At 62.7% G+C, this 19,459-nt stretch carries 14 protein-coding genes; 10 read left to right on the plus strand and 4 right to left on the minus strand.

The features are described 5' to 3' along the window. Positions 1-170: 170 nt before the first annotated feature. On the minus strand, positions 171-1,400 hold the full coding sequence (locus tag QQL87_RS10260; RefSeq protein WP_284417392.1) for an ABC transporter substrate-binding protein: 1,230 nt from the start codon (positions 1,398-1,400) through the stop codon (positions 171-173). A 79-nt stretch (positions 1,401-1,479) separates the two neighbouring features. Further along, entirely contained in the window at positions 1,480-2,688 is a 1,209-nt protein-coding gene (locus tag QQL87_RS10265; RefSeq protein ID WP_284417393.1) for a CaiB/BaiF CoA transferase family protein, read from the minus strand. Positions 2,689-2,818: 130 nt separating this feature from the next. Between QQL87_RS10265 and QQL87_RS10270 the strand changes: the two genes are divergently transcribed. From QQL87_RS10270 to QQL87_RS10295, 6 genes are all read left to right on the plus strand, one after another. After that, positions 2,819-3,793: a helix-turn-helix domain-containing protein gene (locus QQL87_RS10270; RefSeq protein WP_284417395.1), complete on the plus strand. Its 975-nt coding sequence runs from the start codon at positions 2,819-2,821 to the stop codon at positions 3,791-3,793. Between the two features lie 100 nt (positions 3,794-3,893). Beyond that, positions 3,894-5,147, plus strand: a complete 1,254-nt coding sequence (locus tag QQL87_RS10275) for a cytochrome P450 (RefSeq protein ID WP_284417396.1) — start codon at positions 3,894-3,896, stop codon at positions 5,145-5,147. A gap of 91 nt (positions 5,148-5,238) precedes the next feature. Continuing rightward, a complete protein-coding gene (locus QQL87_RS10280; protein ID WP_284417397.1) occupies positions 5,239-6,447 on the plus strand; it encodes an acetyl-CoA C-acetyltransferase in 1,209 nt (402 codons plus the stop codon). Positions 6,448-6,460: 13 nt separating this feature from the next. Next, a complete protein-coding gene (locus QQL87_RS10285; protein WP_284417398.1) occupies positions 6,461-8,602 on the plus strand; it encodes a 3-hydroxyacyl-CoA dehydrogenase NAD-binding domain-containing protein in 2,142 nt (713 codons plus the stop codon). Positions 8,603-8,812: 210 nt separating this feature from the next. After that, positions 8,813-10,006: an ABC transporter substrate-binding protein gene (locus QQL87_RS10290; RefSeq protein WP_284417399.1), complete on the plus strand. Its 1,194-nt coding sequence runs from the start codon at positions 8,813-8,815 to the stop codon at positions 10,004-10,006. Between the two features lie 98 nt (positions 10,007-10,104). Next, on the plus strand, positions 10,105-11,643 hold the full coding sequence (locus QQL87_RS10295; RefSeq protein ID WP_284417400.1) for an acyl-CoA synthetase: 1,539 nt from the start codon (positions 10,105-10,107) through the stop codon (positions 11,641-11,643). 116 nt (positions 11,644-11,759) lie between these two features. On the opposite strand, the gene QQL87_RS10300 is transcribed toward QQL87_RS10295, so the two are convergent. Together QQL87_RS10300 and QQL87_RS10305 are read right to left on the minus strand one after the other, a co-directional pair. Beyond that, positions 11,760-13,016 (minus strand): CaiB/BaiF CoA transferase family protein, encoded by a 1,257-nt coding sequence (locus QQL87_RS10300; RefSeq protein WP_284417402.1) that lies wholly within the window; start codon positions 13,014-13,016, stop codon positions 11,760-11,762. A 22-nt stretch (positions 13,017-13,038) separates the two neighbouring features. Then, positions 13,039-15,261, minus strand: coding sequence for an acyl-CoA dehydrogenase family protein (locus QQL87_RS10305; protein ID WP_284417403.1), 2,223 nt, complete (start codon positions 15,259-15,261; stop codon positions 13,039-13,041). A 145-nt stretch (positions 15,262-15,406) separates the two neighbouring features. Between QQL87_RS10305 and QQL87_RS10310 the strand changes: the two genes are divergently transcribed. From QQL87_RS10310 to QQL87_RS10325, 4 genes are all read left to right on the plus strand, one after another. After that, on the plus strand, positions 15,407-16,213 hold the full coding sequence (locus tag QQL87_RS10310) for a FadR/GntR family transcriptional regulator (RefSeq protein ID WP_284417404.1): 807 nt from the start codon (positions 15,407-15,409) through the stop codon (positions 16,211-16,213). A 214-nt stretch (positions 16,214-16,427) separates the two neighbouring features. Next, positions 16,428-17,216, plus strand: a complete 789-nt coding sequence (locus QQL87_RS10315; protein WP_284417405.1) for a CoA-transferase subunit beta — start codon at positions 16,428-16,430, stop codon at positions 17,214-17,216. 49 nt (positions 17,217-17,265) lie between these two features. After that, entirely contained in the window at positions 17,266-18,150 is an 885-nt protein-coding gene (locus tag QQL87_RS10320) for a CoA transferase subunit A (protein ID WP_284417406.1), read from the plus strand. An 8-nt stretch (positions 18,151-18,158) separates the two neighbouring features. Next, the gene (locus QQL87_RS10325; RefSeq protein ID WP_284417407.1) at positions 18,159-19,379 is read left to right on the plus strand and encodes a CaiB/BaiF CoA transferase family protein; all 1,221 of its coding nucleotides are present in this window, start codon (positions 18,159-18,161) and stop codon (positions 19,377-19,379) included. Positions 19,380-19,459 lie beyond the last annotated feature (80 nt).

Genomic DNA, 19,459 nt, shown 5'->3' on the forward strand with positions numbered 1-19,459 from the left:
ACTCGGTCACCCCCTTCTCCGACGCTTCATGAGATAGAGGTCCTGCACCTTGAGGCCATCGACGAAACCGATTCCCAGGGCTCGCAGACGCACGCGCGACGATGGCGTGAGCCGAGGCATGGGATCTGCTTCTCGCATTTGCGTTGGGAAAGCACAGGACCGAGCTCACCTCAGTTGGTCCCGGCGCTTCCGACTTCGCCGTCGATCAGCTCTCCGAGAGCCTGCCACCTCTGACCGTCGAAACGAATGAGTTGCATCTGTTCGATCGGAAAACAATCTTTGGCAGATGTATTGATCTTGATGCCGGGCAAGAGCATCGGAACGTCCAAGTCCCTTAAGTTCGCAGCCTGCCGCATGATGTTGTTGCGCGTGAGGTCGTCGCCGCATCGCTTGAGGACCTCGAGCAGCGTGTGCGCAACGGCGTAGCCATAGACGGTGACGCGGTCTGCCTTGTCCCCATCTGGAAGATACCTGTCCATGAACGCATTCCAATCTCTCGTGGCCGCGTCGTTGCTCCAGGCGGGATGGCTGGGGTCCTTCAAATAGGCATTTGAGATAATCCCTTTGGCGTTCTCCAGACCGGCAGGAAGGAGCACACTCGCCACGGAGGTGGAGACGCCTGCGAGGAAGACGACCGGCTCGAGTTCTGCAAGCTTGCGGATGGCCTGAGCGCTTGCTTTCGGCGTGGTCCAGGACACGAAAATGTCCGCGCCGGAGCTTCCCAGCCGCGCGATGTGAGCGTCGATCGTCGGTTCCGACAATTCAAATGACGAATCGGCGACGATCATCGAGGCCCTTTCTCCCAGCCCATCGCGCAAACCCTTCGCCTCGTCGCGCCCTCCGTCGTCATTCTGCCAGAGCATGGCAATCTTCGCGTTCGGATAGTTCTGCAGGATGTATTTTGCGTAGGCGCGCCCTTCGTTCTGGAAATTTGGCTGCCAGCCCATGGTCCATGGAAAATGGTCCGGATCGCCCCAGCGGGTGGCATTGCTTGCGACAAAGAGCTGCGGTACCTTCCGGGCATTCAAGAATTTCTGGATCGCCGCGTTCGAGGGCGTTCCAACCGACTGGTAGATCATGAGCACCTCGTCGCTCTCGACCAGCTTTCTCGCCTGCTCCACGGCCTTCGGCGGACTGAACGCGTCATCGTAGCTGACGAAAGTGATCTTCCGCCCGTTGATGCCGCCTTCATCGTTGACCTTGCGGAAAAACGCTGCAGCGACGCGACCGATGATGCCGTAGGCTGATGCGGGCCCGCTATAGGGAGCGAGATTTCCGATTTTGATCTCTTGGTCTGTCGCGCCCGGATCGTACTTCTTTTCGGTTGCATTGGCCGGTAAAGCCGCGAGGCTCGCCGCCAACCCAACGGCGGCGAAATAGGGCAGGTATCTTCGTGGCATGGTTGATCCTCCCATCGACATAACTCAGCTCGGTTACGACCGTGTTGGAAAAGGGGTAGGCCGGGACTTCGGCCGTCAATCAGCCGACAACGCCAGATACTTTCAGGCGAGCAATGTCCTCGTCGGAATATCCAAGCTCCTCCAGGATTTCCCCACTGTGCTGGCCCAATTCCGGTGCGGGGTTTGGGGGCCTCTTCGTGACACCGCTTATTCGGAACGGGCTGTCCACGATTGCGCCATGCCCCGGCATCCACTCGGCTCTGACAAGCGCACCGGCATGATACATCTGGTCGTCGCCCACCAGATCTCCAGCCTTGGCCACGATCGCCGCGGTCAGGTCAGCCGCCTGAAAGATGCGTTGCCAATCGGACGAGATGCGGCTCGCAAACAGGTCGTCGAGAAGTGCCACAAGCTCGGCCGCATTGGCGCGCCGTGTTGCAAGCGCCGAAAAGCGTGAGTCCTCGATTAAGGCGGAGCAGCCGATTGCGTGGCAGAAGCGCGGCCAATCGCGTTCCTCCTGCACCAGGCTGATCATGAACCAGCGGTCGTCAGCGCACCGATAAAAGCACGTCAAAGCGTTCCGGGTGGCCTTTCGGGGTAGGCGGTACTGGATCTCGCCACCGCAGAGCACCGCCTGGATCGATGCCGCATTCGACCAGACTCCGTTGGCGAGCAGCGATGACGTGACGCAGCTCCCCCGGCCCGTGCGCTCCCGGTAAAGGAGCGCCGTGACAATCCCGGCGTAGAGGGTGACCGCTGTCGGCTGATCGCCCATCCCCATAGTGGGTGCAGCAGGAGAGCTCTCGAGGTCGGGGCGTACGCTATCGGCCAATCCCGATCGAGCCCAATAGGCATGGGCATCGAAGCCCGGTCTTTCAGCTTCGGGGCCTGTCTCCCCGTAGCCGGTGAGCGCCGCATAGACGAGACGCGGATTGATTTCCGAAAGCTGCTCATAGCTGATCCCGAGCCGAGTGCGTGAAGCCGGGGACTGGTTGGTAATGAAAACATCGGCGGAACGCACGAGCTGCCCCAGGATGGTTCGACCAGTCTCGGTCTTGAGGTCCAACCCCAGCGTACGCTTGCTGCGCGCGGCAACTGTCCACGCGTAGTTATGGTCGGCTTTTGGCAGGTTAGGAAGACGACCGAGGACCCGCTGCGGATCGCCGGCGCCGACCGGCTCGATCTTGACGACGTCCGCACCGAAGTCCGCGAGGATCACGGCCGCCGCCGGGCCGGCGACAAAGGTGGCGCTGTCAATGACTTTCAGACCCTGGAACACGCCAGCCACCAGATCCTCCCTGCCGCCAAGCAGACTTGTTGCCGGCCATCCAGATGACAGCCAGATCTTTTGATTGGCATCTACCTAGCACTCTTGACGCAAAGGTTCAACCATTCATAATCGGAACCTGGAGAGCAGAATGCCCTACGGCCCCGTCCATTCGATTTCCGCGATGCACCGGCGCTTCACGTCGCCGGACAAATGGCACTCCGCTATCGAGCCGCACTTCGCGGGAAGCCGCTACACGAGGCGGGCGCATTCGTTCTCTGTGTGGGGACGACTTGAGCGACTGGGCGATGCACTGCTGGTTGACAACTATGTCGCCGCATCTGGACTGGGCCGCGCCAACGACACGTACGGATTTTCGATCGATCCAACCGAGACGGGAAGCTGCTTTATTTTGCTGCAGCGATTCGGAAGCGCATTCGTGAAGCAGTCTGATCGTGCGACGGAACTCCGGGCCGGCGAATGGGCCATCTTTGACGCTTCCGTGCCGACTTCATTTCTGATTCCGGACGGCAGTCGAACGATCGGGGTGACCGTTAGTCATCGATACTGCGAACATTGGCCGCGCTCTCAGCTTGGCGGGACCCGCCTCGCGAGGTCGGCTGAGAGCCGGGTTGCACTCTCAATGATTTCCGAGGCCCTGGGGTCTGCCGAATGGCCGAATTTGCGCGTTCAGGCTTCGATGGAAGTTCTGTTTATGGATGCTGTGGAAGCAAGTCTGCCTGCGAGCGCTGCCAAACGGAGCGCCTTCATCCCGAACGCTGCGAAAATCGACCAGGTGAGACAGGCCATTGAGGTTCAGTTGAGTAATCCCGATCTCGGCCCCGACGGCATCGGCCGATCTGTCGGCCTGTCCCGCCGCTCGCTGTACCGGCTCGTCCGCCGGATCAATCAGACGCCTATGGGGTTGGTCCAAGAGCTACGTCTCGCGCGAGCTGCGCGATTGTTGCGAGATCGCGCGGAGGAACCTCAGAGCATCACCGACGTGTCGTACCTCGTCGGCTTCGTCGACCCCGCGCATTTTAGCCGGGTGTTCCGGGCACGGTACGGTCAGTCGCCCAGGCAATGGTCGTCGTCCCGCACCGACGGGCAGGCCGCTGCGAGATAAACTTGGCACCGTGCGTCAAGTGCCTGGCGCTGTGAGGCAGGTTTGATCTTCGTGCCGATGTTAGGGTGTCAGAAAATAATCAAACATCTGGAGGAGACCGATGGTCGAACGGATCGATGACCAGGTCGTAGACCCTGTCACGTACGGAACGCCCCGCAAGTACGACGAAATCTTCGCCGAACTGCGGCGAAGCGACCCCGTGCGATGGACAGAACCGGCCGGCTATCGGCCATTCTGGACCATCGCGAAGCACAGCGACATCCTCGAAATCGAGCGGCAGAACGACAAATTCATCAACGATCCGCGTAATAGCCTCGTGCCGATCGAGGAGGAAGAAAGACGAGTCCGCGCGGGGAACGCGAAGTTAGTCAGGACGCTCATCACCATGGACGAGCCCGACCATCGTGCTTACCGCGGCATCACACAGGCGTGGTTCATGCCGGTGAACCTGCGCAAGATCGAGGGGGAGATCAAGAATCTTGCCGGAGAGTTTGTCACTTTGATGGACGAGCGCGGTGGCCGGTGCGATTTCGTCAACGACGTCGCGCTTTGGTACCCGCTGCGGATCATCATGACGATCCTCGGCGTTCCGCGCGAAGACGACGCCAAGATGCTCAAGTTCACGCAAGCTCTGCTCGCTTCGTCTGACAAGGATTTGTCGGGAGGAAGCAACAACTTCCAAAGCCGCCAAGTCGCGGCACAGGAGTTTTTTGCTTACTTCGGCGCTATCGCGGAGGACCGTCGCAGGAACCCGAAGGACGATCTCGCCTCGGTAATCGCCAATGCGTCGGTCGGTGGCAATCCGGCCGGAGTCTTCGAGAGCCTCTCGTACTACCTGGTCATTGCGACCGCGGGCCATGATACGACAAGTTCGGCGATGGCCGGTGGATTGCATGCGTTGATCGAGCATCCGGCGGAGTTCCGTCGGTTGCGCGAGTCGCCGGAGCTGCTGAATGCCGCAGTCGAAGAGATGTTGCGCTGGACCTCGCCGGTGAAGCACTTCTTCCGCACGGCGACTCAGGACTATCAGCTTCGGGGCAAGCAGATCCGTGCCGGCGATTCGCTCATGATGTGCTTTCCATCCGGCAATCGCGACGAGGAGGTTTTCGTCGATCCTTTCGCGTTCCGGGTCGATCGGACGCCCAACCGCCATATCGCTTTCGGGCACGGCGTGCACCAGTGCCTTGGCCTCAACCTTGCGCGGATGGAGATGAAAGCGCTGTTCACGGAAATTGTTGCTCGGGTGGACTCGATCGAACTGGCGAGGGAGCCCGCGTGGATTGAGGCCAATCTGGTCAGTGGCCCGAAGCGGTTGCCGATCACGTACCGTATGAAGAGCTGCCCGGTGCAGTGATCACGCCATCGCGTGCCGGATGGTCGAGGTGCCGTGCGTTGCCGCGGGGGCGCTCCGACATCATCTTTCAGACCGACTTCAGGAATCAGAAATGAGTGAAGCGATTATCTTCGATGCGATCCGCACGCCGCGAGGCAAGGGAAGGAGGGACGGCGCGCTGTACGAAGTGGGGCCGGTTCAACTCCTGGCCGGGCTGATGCAAGAGCTGGAGCGGCGGACTGAAATCGACACCGCGCTGATCAACGATGTTCTGATCGGCTGCGTGCAGCCGTATGGCGAGCAGGGTGGCGTGATTGCCAAGACCGCCGCGCTCGCCGCTGGATGGTCCTGGACGGGGCCGGGCCTTCAGCTCAACCGTTATTGCGGCTCGGGCCTCGATGCTGTGAATCTGGCAGCGCAGAAGATCCGTTCCGGGTGGGACGACTTGATCGTCGCCGGTGGCGTCGAATCGATGTCGCGCATGGGCATCGGCGCAGCACCGAGTGTGCGTGATCATCAGCCGCGGTTGTCGTTCGAGCTCAAGATGATTCCGCAGGGTGTGAGCGCGGACTTGCTGGCCACGCTCGATGGTCGGGCGCGCGAGGATGTCGATGCCTACGCGCTGCGCTCGCAACAACTGGCGGCGCAAGCGCGCGCCGAAGGCCGCTTCGATGGATCTCTTGTGCCGGTGCGCGATATCAATGGCGTCGTCCTGCTCGCGGCGGACGACGCAATCAGGGCAGATGCGACGATGGAGGGGCTGGCGAAGCTCAAGCCGTCCTTTGCCGAGATGGGCGAGTTCGGCGGTTTCGACGCCATCGCAATGTCGAAATATCCTCAGGTCGAGGAGATCAGGCACGTTCATACGGCCGGGAATTCCTCGGGCATCGTCGACGGCGCTGCGCTCATGCTGATCGGCAGCGCCGAAAAGGGGAGCGAACTCGGCCTGAGGCAACGCGCGCGGATCATCGCGACGGCCGCGCTCGGCGTCGAACCGACGATCATGCTCACTGGGCCTGCACCGGTCGCGGAAGCGGCGCTCCGCAAGGCGGGGTTGAGCTGCGAAGACATTGATCTCTACGAGGTCAACGAGGCGTTTGCGAGCGTAGTGTTGCGCTTCCTGGATGAAACGAAGGTGCCGCTGGCGAAAGTCAACGTCAACGGCGGCGCGATCGCGCTTGGGCATCCGTTGGGCGCAAGCGGATGCGTGCTGGTTGGGACGTTGCTCGACGAGTTGGAGCGGCGCGAGCTGAAGCGAGGCCTTGTCACATTGTGCGCAGCTGACGGCATGGGCGTCGCAACTGTCATTGAACGTGTTTGATCGGGGATTCGGAATGACCGCCATCGACTATGCCAGGGATGATCAGGGCATCGTCACGCTGACCATGGACATGCCAGGTCAGGCCGTGAACACCATGACCCAGGCGTTCCGTGATGCTTACCGCGGGGCGGTGGAGCGGATCGAGCAGGAACGCGAGATGATCATCGGGGTCATCCTCACCTCGAACAAGCCGACGTTCTTTGCCGGCGGAGATCTGAAGGGGCTGCTCGCCGCCGATGACGCCACGGCGCTCTTTGCCCGTGCCGAAGCCACCAAGGCGACGATGCGTCGGCTGGAGAAGCTGGGAAAGCCCGTGGTCGCGGCCATCAATGGTGCTGCGCTCGGCGGCGGTTTCGAGCTCGGCCTCGCCTGTCATGCGCGGTTCGCCATCAACGACGGAGGCCTTCAACTCGGTCTTCCGGAGACCACTCTCGGGCTCATTCCGGGTGCCGGAGGTATCGTGCGCCTGGTCTGCATGCTGGGGCTCGAAGCTGCGATGCCGCTTGTCCTCGACGGCGTCGTCTTCGGTGCGGAACGCGCCCTTGAACTGAAATTGCTGAATGGGCTCGCGCGGGATAAGGACGAGTTGCTCGCGCAGGCGCGCAGTTGGATCTTGGACAATCCCGAGGCCAGTAAGCCGTGGGATCGCAAGGGCTTTCGCATTCCAGGATCGACGCCCAATGCCGCGGCGCCGCTGGCTTGGCTGCGAAGCGCGCCCACGCTGCTGATGAAGAAGCACCGCCTGCGTTACCCGGCCCTGGAAGCCGCGATGTCTGCGGCGGTCGAAGGGGCTGCCGTCGATTTTGACACGGCATCTCGGATCGAGAGCCGTTACCTCGCGAACGTCGCGGTTGGTGGCGTTGCCAAGAACATGATCCGGACGTTCTTCTTCCAGATGAACGAAATCAAGGCCAGGAAGAGCCGGCCGGAGGGCATTCCCGACGCCAGTTTCGCGCGAATCGGAGTGTTGGGTGCCGGACTGATGGGCCGTGGCATCGCCCAGGTCGCCGCTCAACGGGGCATCTCCGTCGTGTTGAAGGACGTTAGCCGGGAGCAGGCGGAAAAGGCAAAATCGCAGATCCAGAGCGGACTTGAGAGACAGGTCGAGAAAGGCCGATTGTCGGCGGATCGCATTAGTGCTGCCCTTGCCTTGATCAAGCCGACCGGGAGCCCGAGCGATCTTGCAGGATCAGAATTGATCATCGAAGCGGTGTTCGAAGATCGTGACCTCAAGCGAAGCGTCACTCAGGAGGCCGAGCCATATTTGGCGCACGGGGGTATTTTTGCGTCCAACACGTCGACGCTTCCGATCACAGGGCTCGCGCAAGCCTCGGCCAGTCCGGCGAACTACGTCGGATTGCATTTCTTCTCTCCCGTAGATCGGATGCCGCTCGTCGAGATCATCAAGGGAGCAACGACCTCGGCGGAGACTTTGGCCCGGGCCTACGACTTCGTACGGCAGATCAACAAGACGCCGATCGTGGTGAACGACAGCCGCGGCTTCTTCACGAGCCGCGTGTTCGGAACCTTCACGCGCGAAGCAGGCGCGATGCTGGCCGAGGGCGTGGATCCTGCAGCAATCGAAAACGCGGCGATCTGGGCCGGAATGCCCGTCGGCCCTCTCGCCGTCATGGATGAAACCTCTCTTGCGCTGGCTTGGAGTGTTCGCCTCCAGACCATCGCTGACCTCCAGGCCGCGGGTAAGTCTGCGCCTGCCCATCCTCATTGGGCCGTTGTCGACAGAATGGTCAATGGGTTGAAGCGGCCCGGTCGAGCCGGTGGCGGCGGCTTCTATGAATATCCCGCCGGTGGCAAGAAACGCATCTGGCCCGGCTTGCGTGACCACTTTCCGCCGCGTTCGGCACAAATTCCTCTCGAAGAGTTGTCCGACCGTTTTCTCTTTATCCAAGCCGTCGAAGCCGTGCGCTGCCTCGAGGAAAAAATCATCGAATCTTCCCGGGACGCAAACATCGGTGCGGTGCTAGGCATCGGCTATCCACGGTGGACCGGCGGACCTCTTCAATACATCGACATGATTGGCCCGAAGGCGTTCGCTCTACGTGCCTCCGAACTCGCTACGAAATACGGCGACCGCTTTCTTCCACCGCGCATGCTGGTGCAGATGGCCGACGGTGACCGCCGATTCTGCGCCTGACGAGGGCGGGCCGGGAGCGGAGAACCTCGCGTCGTATCGATTGTGGGTGCGGCCTGCCCAAAGGCCGGGAATAGGCCGATTGCGAGCGAGTCTCTCTTCCCTTCTCGTCCGGCGGAGGCTGGCAAAGGACTCGTTGGACCGAACAGGGCTTGCGGCCATCACAGTCACAATGTATCAATGGTCCAACCAATAAAGGGGAGGGCAGTGGTCATGGCAGGACGAGTTGTCGCCGCGGTACTGGGCTTGTTCCTGTGCAGCGGTTTGGCGGTTGGCGAGCCGCTGAAGATCGGTGTCTTGACCGACATGTCGGGCGTCATCGCCGATACGGTCGGTCGCGGCTCGGTCCTTGCCGCGGAGCTGGCGGTCAGCGACGCCGGCGGCACCGTCCTTGGCCGACCGATCGAGATCGTTTCGGCCGACCACCAATTGAAGCCGGACGTTGGCCTGACCATCGCCCGACGGTGGTTCGACGAGGAGCATGTTGACGCGATTGCCGACGTTCCCGTGTCCACCATCGCACTCGGAATCCAGAATCTCGCCCATGCGAAGGGAAAGATCGCCCTCATCTCGGGCGCCGGGACAATCGATCTCTATGGCAAATCGTGCTCGCCGACAGGCTTCGTGTGGACATTCGATACCAGCGTTTTGCCGCGCGCCACCGTTCTGAGCGCAGCCGAGTCCGGCGTGAAGAAGTGGTTCGTAGTCGGGCCCGACTATTCCTTCGGACACCAGATGGAGCGGGCGGTTGCCGACGTCGTGAAGGAGACCGGGGGACAACTGGTCGGCACGCGGCGCGCGGCGATAGGTACGTCGGATTATGCCTCGCTCCTTCTGGCGGCGCAGGAAGCGCGACCGGACGCGATTGCCTCGTCCTTTGCCGGCCACGACGGCGTCCTTCTCATCGAGAACGCTGTTGAATTCGGCCTGCTGCAGAAGGGAATGCGCATAGCGAGCCTGATGTTGTTCGACTCCGACGTGCACAGCCTCGGCTTGGACCGCATGAAAGGCATCTATACGACGACAGCATTTTACTGGGATACGGACGACAACAGCCGCAGCTTTGCGAAGCGGTTCAGTGAGAAAATGGGACGACCGCCGTCCGCCCTTCAGGCCGGAGTCTATAGCTCGGTCACGCACTACCTAAAGGCCGTCAAGGCTGCGGGCTCGACATCCGGACCGGAGGTCGCAAAGAAGATGCACGAGCTGCCGATCTCGGACCTCACGACCCCTTCGGCCAGGATCCGGGCAGATGGCCGCGTGATGCGCGACATGCTGCTGGTCCAGGTCAAATCGCCGGAGGAATCAAAGGCCCCGTGGGACTATTTCAAGATCGTCCGGCGCATGAAAGCCGAAGAGTTGATGCCGGAGGCGCCCAATCCGGACTGCAAACTGGCAACGCAGTAGCCGATCGGTTTCCAGAACGACGGGCAGGCGGCCGCGAGAAGTCGAGCGCTTCACCAAACGTGCTCCCACGCCCCGCACAGAACATTGTTAGAGGGATGATGACATCGCCACTGATTTTTCTCGATGGAACGGCTCGCGCGCGCGAAGAGGTGCTGAGCAATGCCGCACGTGCGGCCAGCGGGCTGCATGCTTGCGGAGTCTACGAGGGCGACACTGTTGCGGTCCTGCTGCGCAACGACTTCGCTTTTGTCGAGGCGACCCACGCCGCTGCGTTGATCGGCGCCTATTGCGTGCCGATCAATTGGCACGGCCGGGCGCAGGAGGTCGGTTATATCCTTGGGGATGCGAAGCCCAAGGTCCTGGTGGCTCATGCCGATCTGCTCGCGGCGGTGCGCAGCGAACTCGGGGAGGCCTTGCGCGGCATTCTGGTGCTGAGCGTACCGACGCCGCCCGAGCTCGTTCGGCAATTCGGCGTTCCACCAGGTGCCGAGGAGCCGGTGGGATCGGACCGCTGCTGGCCGGCTTGGCTGGCGGATTTCCAGCCCTGGAGCGGTGCCCCGCCGCGCAGCCGCGCGACGCTGATCTACACGTCCGGTACGACGGGGAACCCGAAAGGCGTGAAGCGCGAGCCTGCGACGGTTGAGCAGGCCAAGGCGTATGGAGAGCTGATGCGCGCCGTCTACGGCATCGCGCCCGGCGTGCGCGTGTTGATCGGGGGTCCACTCTACCATGCGTCACCGAACGCCTGTTTGCGTCAGGCCATCGCACAGGCCGAGATCATCGCGTTCCAATCCAAATTCGAGCCGAAAGAAACGCTGGCGCTGATCGAGCGGGAAAGGATCACGCATGCGGTGATGGTTCCCACCATGTTCGTCCGCCTGATGCGTCTGCCGGAACAGACCCGCCGCCGATACGATGTGAGCTCTCTGCGATGGGTGATCCACACCGGCGCGCCCTGTGCGCCGGAGATCAAGCAGGCGCTGATGGATTGGTGGGGGCCGGTCATCTACGAGACCTATGGCGGAACGGAGGTTGGAGCGGTGATGCTGAGCACGCCGGACGATTGGCTGGCTCACCCCGGCAGTGTCGGGCGGCTCACGCCGGGGGCCCGGATCACGCTCTACGGAGAAGATGGTAAACCGGTCGCGCCGGGCGAGGTGGGCGAGGTCTACGTTCGTCAGGACTCGCTGGCGGATTTCGTCTACCTCAACGACGAGGCCAAGCGAAAATCGGTCGAGCGCGACGGGCTGATCAGTGTCGGCGACGTCGGCTATCTCAAGAACGATCGGCTGTATCTGTGCGATCGGCGGTCGGACATGGTGATTTCGGCGGGCGTCAATATCTATCCGGCGGAGATCGAATCGGCTCTGATTCAATGTCCTGGAGTGCGCGATTGTGCTGTGTTCGGCATTCCCGACGATGAGTTCGGCGAGTCGCTGGCTGCCGCAATCGAGCCTGAACCGGGAAGCGAACTCACGACCGAGCAGGTTTGCGCCTATTTGGCCGAACGTATCGCCAAATACAAGGTGCCGCGCCGGATCGATTTCCATGGAGCACTTCCGCGCGAGGAAAGCGGGAAGATCTTCAAGCGTCGGCTCAAGGAACCCTTCTGGAAGGACATGGGCCGGCGCATCTGACCGCTATTTTTCCGTCGCGCGGGGGGGCGCAGCACGCTGCGACCGCAATCCCTTTCTCGGATACTGACGTTTCGGCCGGCTGTGAGCGGACGTCATCGCGCGTCGGCGAGAGCGGGTCAGCCTGACGATCCGAATGCGCCCGCCGTTCTCAGTTCAGCAATGCGTTCGGGCCCATAACCGAGAACGTGCTCCAGCACCTCGGTCGTATGCTGCCCGAGAGTCGGGGCGGCGATCGGGTCGAGAACAGGCGTTTCGCTGAAACGCAATGGGGATCCCATGTTCGGTATGTCGCCTGCTGTCGGATGCGGAATGGACGACGCGAGCGCACGCTCGGCCATTTCGAAAGAGCTGAAAGCGTCTTCGATCGTTCTGACGACGCCGGCCGGCACGCCCGCGGCCTGCATCTTGGCGGCCCACCGTTCGCTGGAGTGGCCGGCAAGAATCCCTTCGATGATGGCGGTCAACTCGTCGCGATGCGCCATTCGGTCGCGGTTGCTTACGAAGCGAGGATCCTCGGCCAGGTCCGGCCGCTCCAGCACGTTCGTGACAAGGCGACGAAAGGTTCGATCATTCGCGCAGGTGACATAGAGCGGGCCGTCTGCCGTCTGGAAGGTGCCCGTCGGCGTGCTATCGGCGCTGCGGTTGCCGGCGCGAGTCGGATTGCGACCCGTCGCAAGATAGTTCATCGCGTGAAAGCCCAGCATCAGCGCAGCGGTATCGAACAACGCTGTCTCGACACGCTGCCCCAGCCCAGTGTTCTGGCGTGCGGTCAAGGCGCCGAGCACGGCAATCGCGGCCGTCATGCCAGTGGAGATGTCCATGATCGCGGGGCCGGTGCGGACACCTGGCTGGTCCGAAAAGCCGTTCATCGACATGAAGCCGGTCTCGGCCTGGATCACCGGATCGAAGCCCAGACGATCAGCCATTGCGCCGTCGCGGCCATAGGCCGAGACGCTGCAATAGATCAGGCGAGGGTTGAGTTTATGCATCGCATCGTAGCCGAGGCCGAACCGCTCCATCACCCCGCGCGAGAAATTCTCCACCAGGATGTCGGCCGACGCGGCGAGTTCAGTTGCGATTTTTTGCGCAGCTTCGTTCGTAAGATCGAGCGCGACGCCTTTCTTGTTACGATTGACCCAGAGGAACGGCACGCCTTCACCGCCGAGGTGAGGTTGGAAACGGCGAAAATCGTCCCCATTCGCCGCGTTCTCGATCTTGATTACGTCGGCGCCCATGTCCGCAAGGAAGAGCGTGCACATGGGTCCCGCGATGAAGTGCGAGAAGTCGATGACACGCAACCCCTGAAGCGGCGAGGGCGCGCCCGGCACTCTCAGGCGCGGCGGCGGAAGCTGGGGACGGCCTGTCGTGGTCACATGTCACCTCCGGGGCGAACAGCTATCGCGGCAGTCCGAGCCCGCGTTGGGCAATCAGGCTGCGCTGGATTTCATTGGTGCCGATGCTGATGACCCACATCAGCGAGTGCCGGAGCATCTGTTCAATGCGCCCGCGCAAGACCGCGCCCGGGCTGTGTTCGCTGAGCAGCGCCTCCGGCCCCAGCAGGTCCAGCGCGGTCTCGCCGAAACGCTCCATCAGTTCGCCGGAATAGACCTTGCTGACGGCAGCCTCGTCCGGGGGCGTCTCGCCCTTGTCCACCTGCTCGGCACAATAGACCATCATGCGCCGCCCGGCTTCGATCTCGGCCGCGAGCGCGCCGATCCTGGCGCGCACGAGCGGATCGTGCCGCATCGGGATGCCGTGGCGCTTGGCGGTCCGGAGATGCTCGCACAGCAGTTCGAACATGTGGGCGACCTTCAAGACGATGCCGCCGCCGATGAAGCCGCGTTCGGTCGCCAGTGCCCCGGTCAAGACCTTCCATCCTTCGCCCTCGGCACCGATCCGATTTTCGGCAGGTACCCGCACGTCGTCATAGAAGATATTGGCGAAGGTGCCGCCATACATCGTCTCTGACGGGCGGATCGTGATGCCGGGCGTCGTCATGGGAACGATGAACATCGTGATCCCCGCATGAGGCGGGGTCGCGTTCGGATCGGTCCGGGTCGCGAGCAGCATGTACTCGCCCCAATACGTCGTGGTCCAGATCTTCTGTCCGTTGATCACATAATGCTCGCCGTCACGGACCGCACGCGTCTTCAGCGACGCCAGGTCGGAGCCGGCCTGTGGTTCGCTGTAGCCCATGCCGTAGATGGCGTCCCCCCGCAGGATTTCCGGCAGGTAGCGCTGCTGCTGCTCCGGCGTGCCGTAGACCTGAAGCATGGCCGCCTGCACGGGCGCGCCGGCACGCGGGGCTTCGGCGTGCTCCATCTCCTCCATGAAGGCCAGCTGCTCGAAGGCGCCACGCTCCTGTCCGCCGAACCGCTTCGGCCAATTCAGTCCGATCCAGCCGGTCGTACCGAGCGCCCTGGCGAACTCGCGGTCGTATTCCCGTTCGCGAAAGGAGAGCTGCTCGTGCCGCGCACGGCGCTCGCCCGACCAATAGGCGTCGAGCCAGGCTCGCACCTCACGGCGGAAGGCATTGCCGGCCGGTCCCAGATCGTAGTCCGGAAACCGGACTTGCCCGTCGCGGTCGAGAAAATGGCTTGCGAGTTGCTCGACCGGCGGACGTTGGCCGCCATGGCGAAGCAGGCTGACATGGACCTGTCGGAAGTGCTGCGGAGCCTCATGCTCCTCGCTATAGCCAATCGCGCCGAAGGCGTGCTGGGTCTCGAGCGACACCTGGCGAAGAGAAGCGCTAGCCGTCGCCAGGGCTGCGGCTGCGAACCAGCGCCATTGCGCGGCTTCCAAGTCATATTGAGCGGCGGCATTCGCGATCGTGAGCTGAACCGCGCGCAAGGCGATGTGGCAGTTCGCGAGCTTGTGCTGAATGGCCTGGAAGCGCCCGATGGGTTGCCCGAACTGCCGACGTTCGCCGGCATAGGCAACGGCCTGCTCGAATGCGCGCCGGGCTGCACCGAACGCCCGCGCGGTCTCCGCCACGGCCGCGACTGTGAGCAGGTCTCGGACCTCGGCAGCCGTGGAAGGCACCAGGACGACTGGAACCGCATCGATCCGTACCCGCCACCAACCGGCCTTTCCCATCATCGGGCTCGGCTCAGCGGCGACACCTTCGCTGGTGTTGATGATGGCCAGCGCTGGGCCGGGCACGAATATGGCCAGATGCGTAACGATGTCGGCGGATTCGACGAAGCCCAAGTCCGCAATCAGGCGGCCTGCTTCCATTTTCGCCCAACCTGCGGCTCCCTCATGATCGAAGCCTGCGAAAGACACGGCGACTACCGCGTCACCGCTACGGAGGTCATCTACAAGCGACCTGAGAGCGTGGGCATCGCCGCGGGCTCGAAGCTGCATGAGGTTGATCAAGGCTGCATCCGCGAGCGGTGCACGGCAGCTGGCACGGCCGGCCTCTTCCTGGACCAGCACGATCTCGCGCAAGCCGCCTTCGGCGGGAGAGGCCGCAATCTGGGTCAAGCCCTGAGCGGCCAGTTGCTTCCAGAGCCTTGGGGGCACCTGAGCAGCCTTGTCCCACAGGTCCTCGAAGAATCCCCGGACGGCTTCTTGCAGGATCCGGCGATCCTCGTCCGACGGCAACTCCCGCAGCATTCTGGTGGCCACTCCCCATTTGGTCCTACCATTCTACATTTGTGAGAAGTCTGGGTCAACGGCAACGCGCTATGGCGAGAATCGTCAGCTTCGCCTATATTTCCTTGCAGCTTCGAACCATCGGGTGGATATGAGCGCTTCACAATTGCCGGCCAAATCCAACGCAGAGGCTGCGCCGATTGCGCAGTTCCAACGAATTAAATCGTCCCGCGCGTTCGATGAGATTGCCGCTCAGATCCGAACGGAGCTTTCCTCCGGCAGGCTTACGGTCGGCAACCGTCTGCCTTCCGAGCGGGCGCTGTCGGAGCAATTTGGCGTCTCTCGCAATACCCTTCGTGAGGCCTTGCGCTCGCTCGAGCATGCCGGTCTCATCCGCCTGCAGAAGGGCGCGCGCGGGGGCGCTTTCATCAGCCAGCACAGCGGCGAAGCTATCGCGACCGGGTTGATGGACATGTACCACGTCGGTACCATCCAGCCCGCACAGTTGACCGAGGCTCGCATCTGGCTCGAATCGGTCGTTGTCCGGGAAGCGTGCCGGCGCGCAACGGCCGCAGACATCGAGATGCTGAACCGTAATATCGATGAAGCGCAGGAAGCGCGCCGCCGGGGCGACTTTGCAGGCCGCGCAGAGAGGCACATCGAATTCCACAGGATGCTCGCGCGTCTCACCGACAATCCGATCATGGTCATCGTCATGAACGGGGTGCTCGATGTGCTCACTCATTTCGTGCAGCGGATCGGTGAGTATGACAACAGCTTCGTGCTGCCATCGCGCCGCCGCTTCATGGAATATTTCGCTGCAGGCGACGCTGAAGCTGCCGTGGCCGAGATGGAATCCTGCCTGAAGCGGCTGCAGCGAAGCTATATGTCGCGCATTCAGGCGTCCGAAGGTGTGTCGGCGACCAAAGCCGCTCCACGCTCCCGCCGGTCTCCCCCGGCCGCCCAGCGCTAATCCACTCACCGCGCCAACTCGCCCCATCGTCTTTTAAGCAGCCTGCAGGCGGCCGCTCCCGATGGAGAGCGGACACCCGCGGCCGGCCGACCACGACTCACGTCCGAATGCCCAATCCGATCCGCGCGGCTCATCACCGGCGGCCGTCGGTCCGTTGACACTGCGTTCGAGCCTCGCTAGGTTGGCAATGGTTCAACCAATAGGTCGCGGAAAAATGGCTGCAAATCCCTCCCTCGGAGAGACGCTGGCGGTGTTGCTGGCGCGGGATATCGCCGATGGCGAGAAGGTCATCATCGGAACCAACTCCGACATCCAGCTCGCGGCCTGCAATCTCGCGCGCCGCCTGCAGGCGCCGCGCTTGTGGTGGATCTCCGGTCCGGGCGGAATGGTCAATCCGACGCGCGATCACCTGCTGTCGACGGCCGACTACGAGAACCTCGAGTCGGCGGAGTCCTGGATGGATCTGCCGGTCATGATCGACTTCATCGACTGGAAGATCCACTTCTTCGATTTCGCCATCCTGTCGGCGCTGCAGGTCGACCGCTTCGGCAACATCAATACGGTGGTGGTCGGTGATCAGCGTAAGCCGCGCGTGCGCGGGCCGGGAACCGTCGGCATCAGCGCGCTTTGCGGTCTGGCCAAGCGGTTCTATGTGTGCCTGACGCGCCACGACCGCAGCGCGTTCGTGCCGCGGGTCGATTTCCTGTGCGGAGCCGGTCACATGGAAGGCGGTGATTCCCGCGAGCGCATGGGACTGCCGCCTGGCGGCCCCAGACTGGTGCTGTCCCCGCTTGGAGTTTTCGATTTCGTGCCGGACAGCAAGGTCATGCGCGTGAGGTCGATCAGCCCCGGCGTGACGCTCGAGCAGATCCGCGACTCCACGGCCTTCGACATCGTCGTCGAGGGCATGCCCCCCGTGACGACCATGCCTACCGATCATGAGCTCGCGCTGCTGCGCGAACATGTCGATCGGCGCGGCGATCTCCGGCGCAAGTTTCCCTGACCGTGCAGCGGATCTCCTCCCATCAGACTGACAGGCAAGCCGAAGTCCCATGACAAAGAGCAAGATCGTTTCCGTCGATGAGGCCGTAGCCGAGATTCCGGACGGAGCCAAAGTTGCCCTTGGCGGTTGGATATTCAATTCGCAGCCGATGGCGCTCGTACGCGCGTTGATCCGCAAAGGAGCTCGCGACCTGCACCTGATCCCTGCGCCAGGCTCGATCGCGCCGGACATGCTGATCGGTGCGGGATGTGTTGCCTCCACCGTCTGCGTCTTCATCAGCTTCGAGCAGTTCGGCCTGGCGCCGCATTTCCGTCGCCAGTCCGAGAACGGGACGCTCAAGGTTTACGATTTGGACGGGCCTGCCATTGCGGGGGGATTGCGGGCGGGAATCTGCGATCTGCCCTACATGCCCGTGCCGGACCTCGGCACCGATCTGCCGAAATTTGCGCCCGAACATTATTGGCCGCTCCCGTCCAAGCCTGGCGATCGCAGGATGCTCGCCGTCGCGGCCGTCAAGCCGGATGTCTGCCTGCTGCACGCGCAGCAGGCCGACGAGCACGGCAACGTTCAGCACCTTGGGCCGCCGTTCTTCGACGCGATGATCGCCCAGGCGTCCCGGCGGGTCATCGTCTCGGTCGATCGCATCGTGTCGACCGACACGATCAGGCGCAGCAATCATCTGACCAAGCTGCCGAGTGCCATGGTCGACGCGGTCGTCGAGGCGCCGTTCGGCGCGCATCCGACCGCTTCCCCTTCGCTCTATCGCTCCGACGAAGCGCATCTGAAGGACTATGTGAGGAGCAGCGCCAGTGCCGAGACATTCGGCGCCTATCTCGATCGCTACGTGCGGGGCGCCACGTCCTGCGCTTATCTCGATACGATCGGTGGCAGCCGGCTGGCGGCGCTTGCCGTATCAGAAACCAATCTGAAATGAGCGTCGTTATGGCAAGCGGACCGGCCCGGCCAGGAATCCTCGACGGAATCCGCGTCCTCGACTTCACCGCGATGATGTCCGGCCCTTATTGCACCCGCTTGATGGCGGACATGGGCGCAGAAGTGATCAAGGTGGAGCCTCCGGAGGGCGATCACATCCGGTTGCGTCCGCCGCTGCGGGATGGGCGAAGCGCCTATTTCGCCCAGCTCAATGCCGGCAAGAGCAGCATCGCCCTGGATCTCAAGCAGCCCGCGGCCCGCAAGCTGATCTACGATCTGGTGCCTCGGTGCGATGTGCTCGTGGAGAACTACCGCCCCGGCGTCATGCAGCGGCTCGCGCTGGACTACGAAACCCTTGCGAAGATCAATCCCAAGCTCGTGTACTGCTCGATCTCGGGGTTCGGCCAGGAGGGCTCGTGGTCCGGACGGAGCGCGTATGCGCCGGTGCTGCACGCAACCTCGGGCTACGACATGGCGAACCTCGACTATCAGGAGGGGAATGTCGAGCGTCCGCTGAAGAACGGAATCTTCATCGCTGATGTTCTCGGTGGCTCGACGGCATTCGGAGCCATTCAAGCCGCACTGTTTCGGACGCTCAAGACCGGGCAGGGCGACTATATCGACGTATCGCTGCTCGACGCCATGGTCGGCATGCTGGTGTACGAGTGCCAGGAAGCGCAATTCCCGGCCGAGCGCCGCCGGCCGGTCTATCGACCCACGCAGGCGAGCGATGGCTTCCTGCTCGTCGCCCCCGTGAGCCAGAACAACTTCGAGGCTTTGGCGCGCGGCGTCGGCCATCCGGAATGGATCAGCGATGCGCGCTTCGCAACCAGCAGCGCCCGCGAGCATCACTGGTCCGAATTGATGAACCTGCTCGACGGCTGGGCGGCATCGCGAACTTCAGCGGAATGCGAGGCGACCCTCACCGAAGCCGGCGTGCCGTGTTCTCAATACCGGACCATCCGTGAGACGATGGCGCTGCCGCCTATCCAGGAGCGCGGCGTCTTTGAGGAGATCGATGACGGCGCCGGGCCGCTGCTCATTCCAAACCCCGCATTCCGGTTCGCGCAGAGCGCGGCCAATGTCCGGAACAAGGTGCCTGCGCTCGGCGAGGATGGGCCAAGGTTGTTGCAGAGCCTCTTGGGACTGAGCCCGCAGGGGATCGCGGCGCTGCGCGAGGGCAAAGTTCTTCGAGGCGCGGAAGAGAGGATCGTCGCGGCAGCCGAGTAGCCGCGACGGCGCATCAGGAATGTCGAAGTCGTCGATCGCCTGCCGCTGGGCTTTCTTCCTGAACCCGCGAGCACGGCGAC

Origin of the sequence: Bradyrhizobium sp. SSBR45G (assembly GCF_030159255.1) — a bacterium.
GTDB lineage: Bacteria > Pseudomonadota > Alphaproteobacteria > Rhizobiales > Xanthobacteraceae > Bradyrhizobium.

Bases quoted from the DNA above. Each gene is read 5' to 3' on its own strand.
- QQL87_RS10260 (WP_284417392.1), bottom strand. From the start codon at position 1,400: ATGCCACGAAGATACCTGCCCTATTTCGCCGCCGTTGGGTTGGCGGCG.
- QQL87_RS10270 (WP_284417395.1), top strand. From the start codon at position 2,819: ATGCCCTACGGCCCCGTCCATTCGATTTCCGCGATGCACCGGCGCTTC.
- QQL87_RS10275 (WP_284417396.1), top strand. From the start codon at position 3,894: ATGGTCGAACGGATCGATGACCAGGTCGTAGACCCTGTCACGTACGGA.
- QQL87_RS10280 (WP_284417397.1), top strand. From the start codon at position 5,239: ATGAGTGAAGCGATTATCTTCGATGCGATCCGCACGCCGCGAGGCAAG.
- QQL87_RS10285 (WP_284417398.1), top strand. From the start codon at position 6,461: ATGACCGCCATCGACTATGCCAGGGATGATCAGGGCATCGTCACGCTG.
- QQL87_RS10290 (WP_284417399.1), top strand. From the start codon at position 8,813: ATGGCAGGACGAGTTGTCGCCGCGGTACTGGGCTTGTTCCTGTGCAGC.
- QQL87_RS10295 (WP_284417400.1), top strand. From the start codon at position 10,105: ATGACATCGCCACTGATTTTTCTCGATGGAACGGCTCGCGCGCGCGAA.
- QQL87_RS10305 (WP_284417403.1), bottom strand. From the start codon at position 15,261: ATGCTGCGGGAGTTGCCGTCGGACGAGGATCGCCGGATCCTGCAAGAA.
- QQL87_RS10315 (WP_284417405.1), top strand. From the start codon at position 16,428: ATGGCTGCAAATCCCTCCCTCGGAGAGACGCTGGCGGTGTTGCTGGCG.
- QQL87_RS10320 (WP_284417406.1), top strand. From the start codon at position 17,266: ATGACAAAGAGCAAGATCGTTTCCGTCGATGAGGCCGTAGCCGAGATT.
- QQL87_RS10325 (WP_284417407.1), top strand. From the start codon at position 18,159: ATGGCAAGCGGACCGGCCCGGCCAGGAATCCTCGACGGAATCCGCGTC.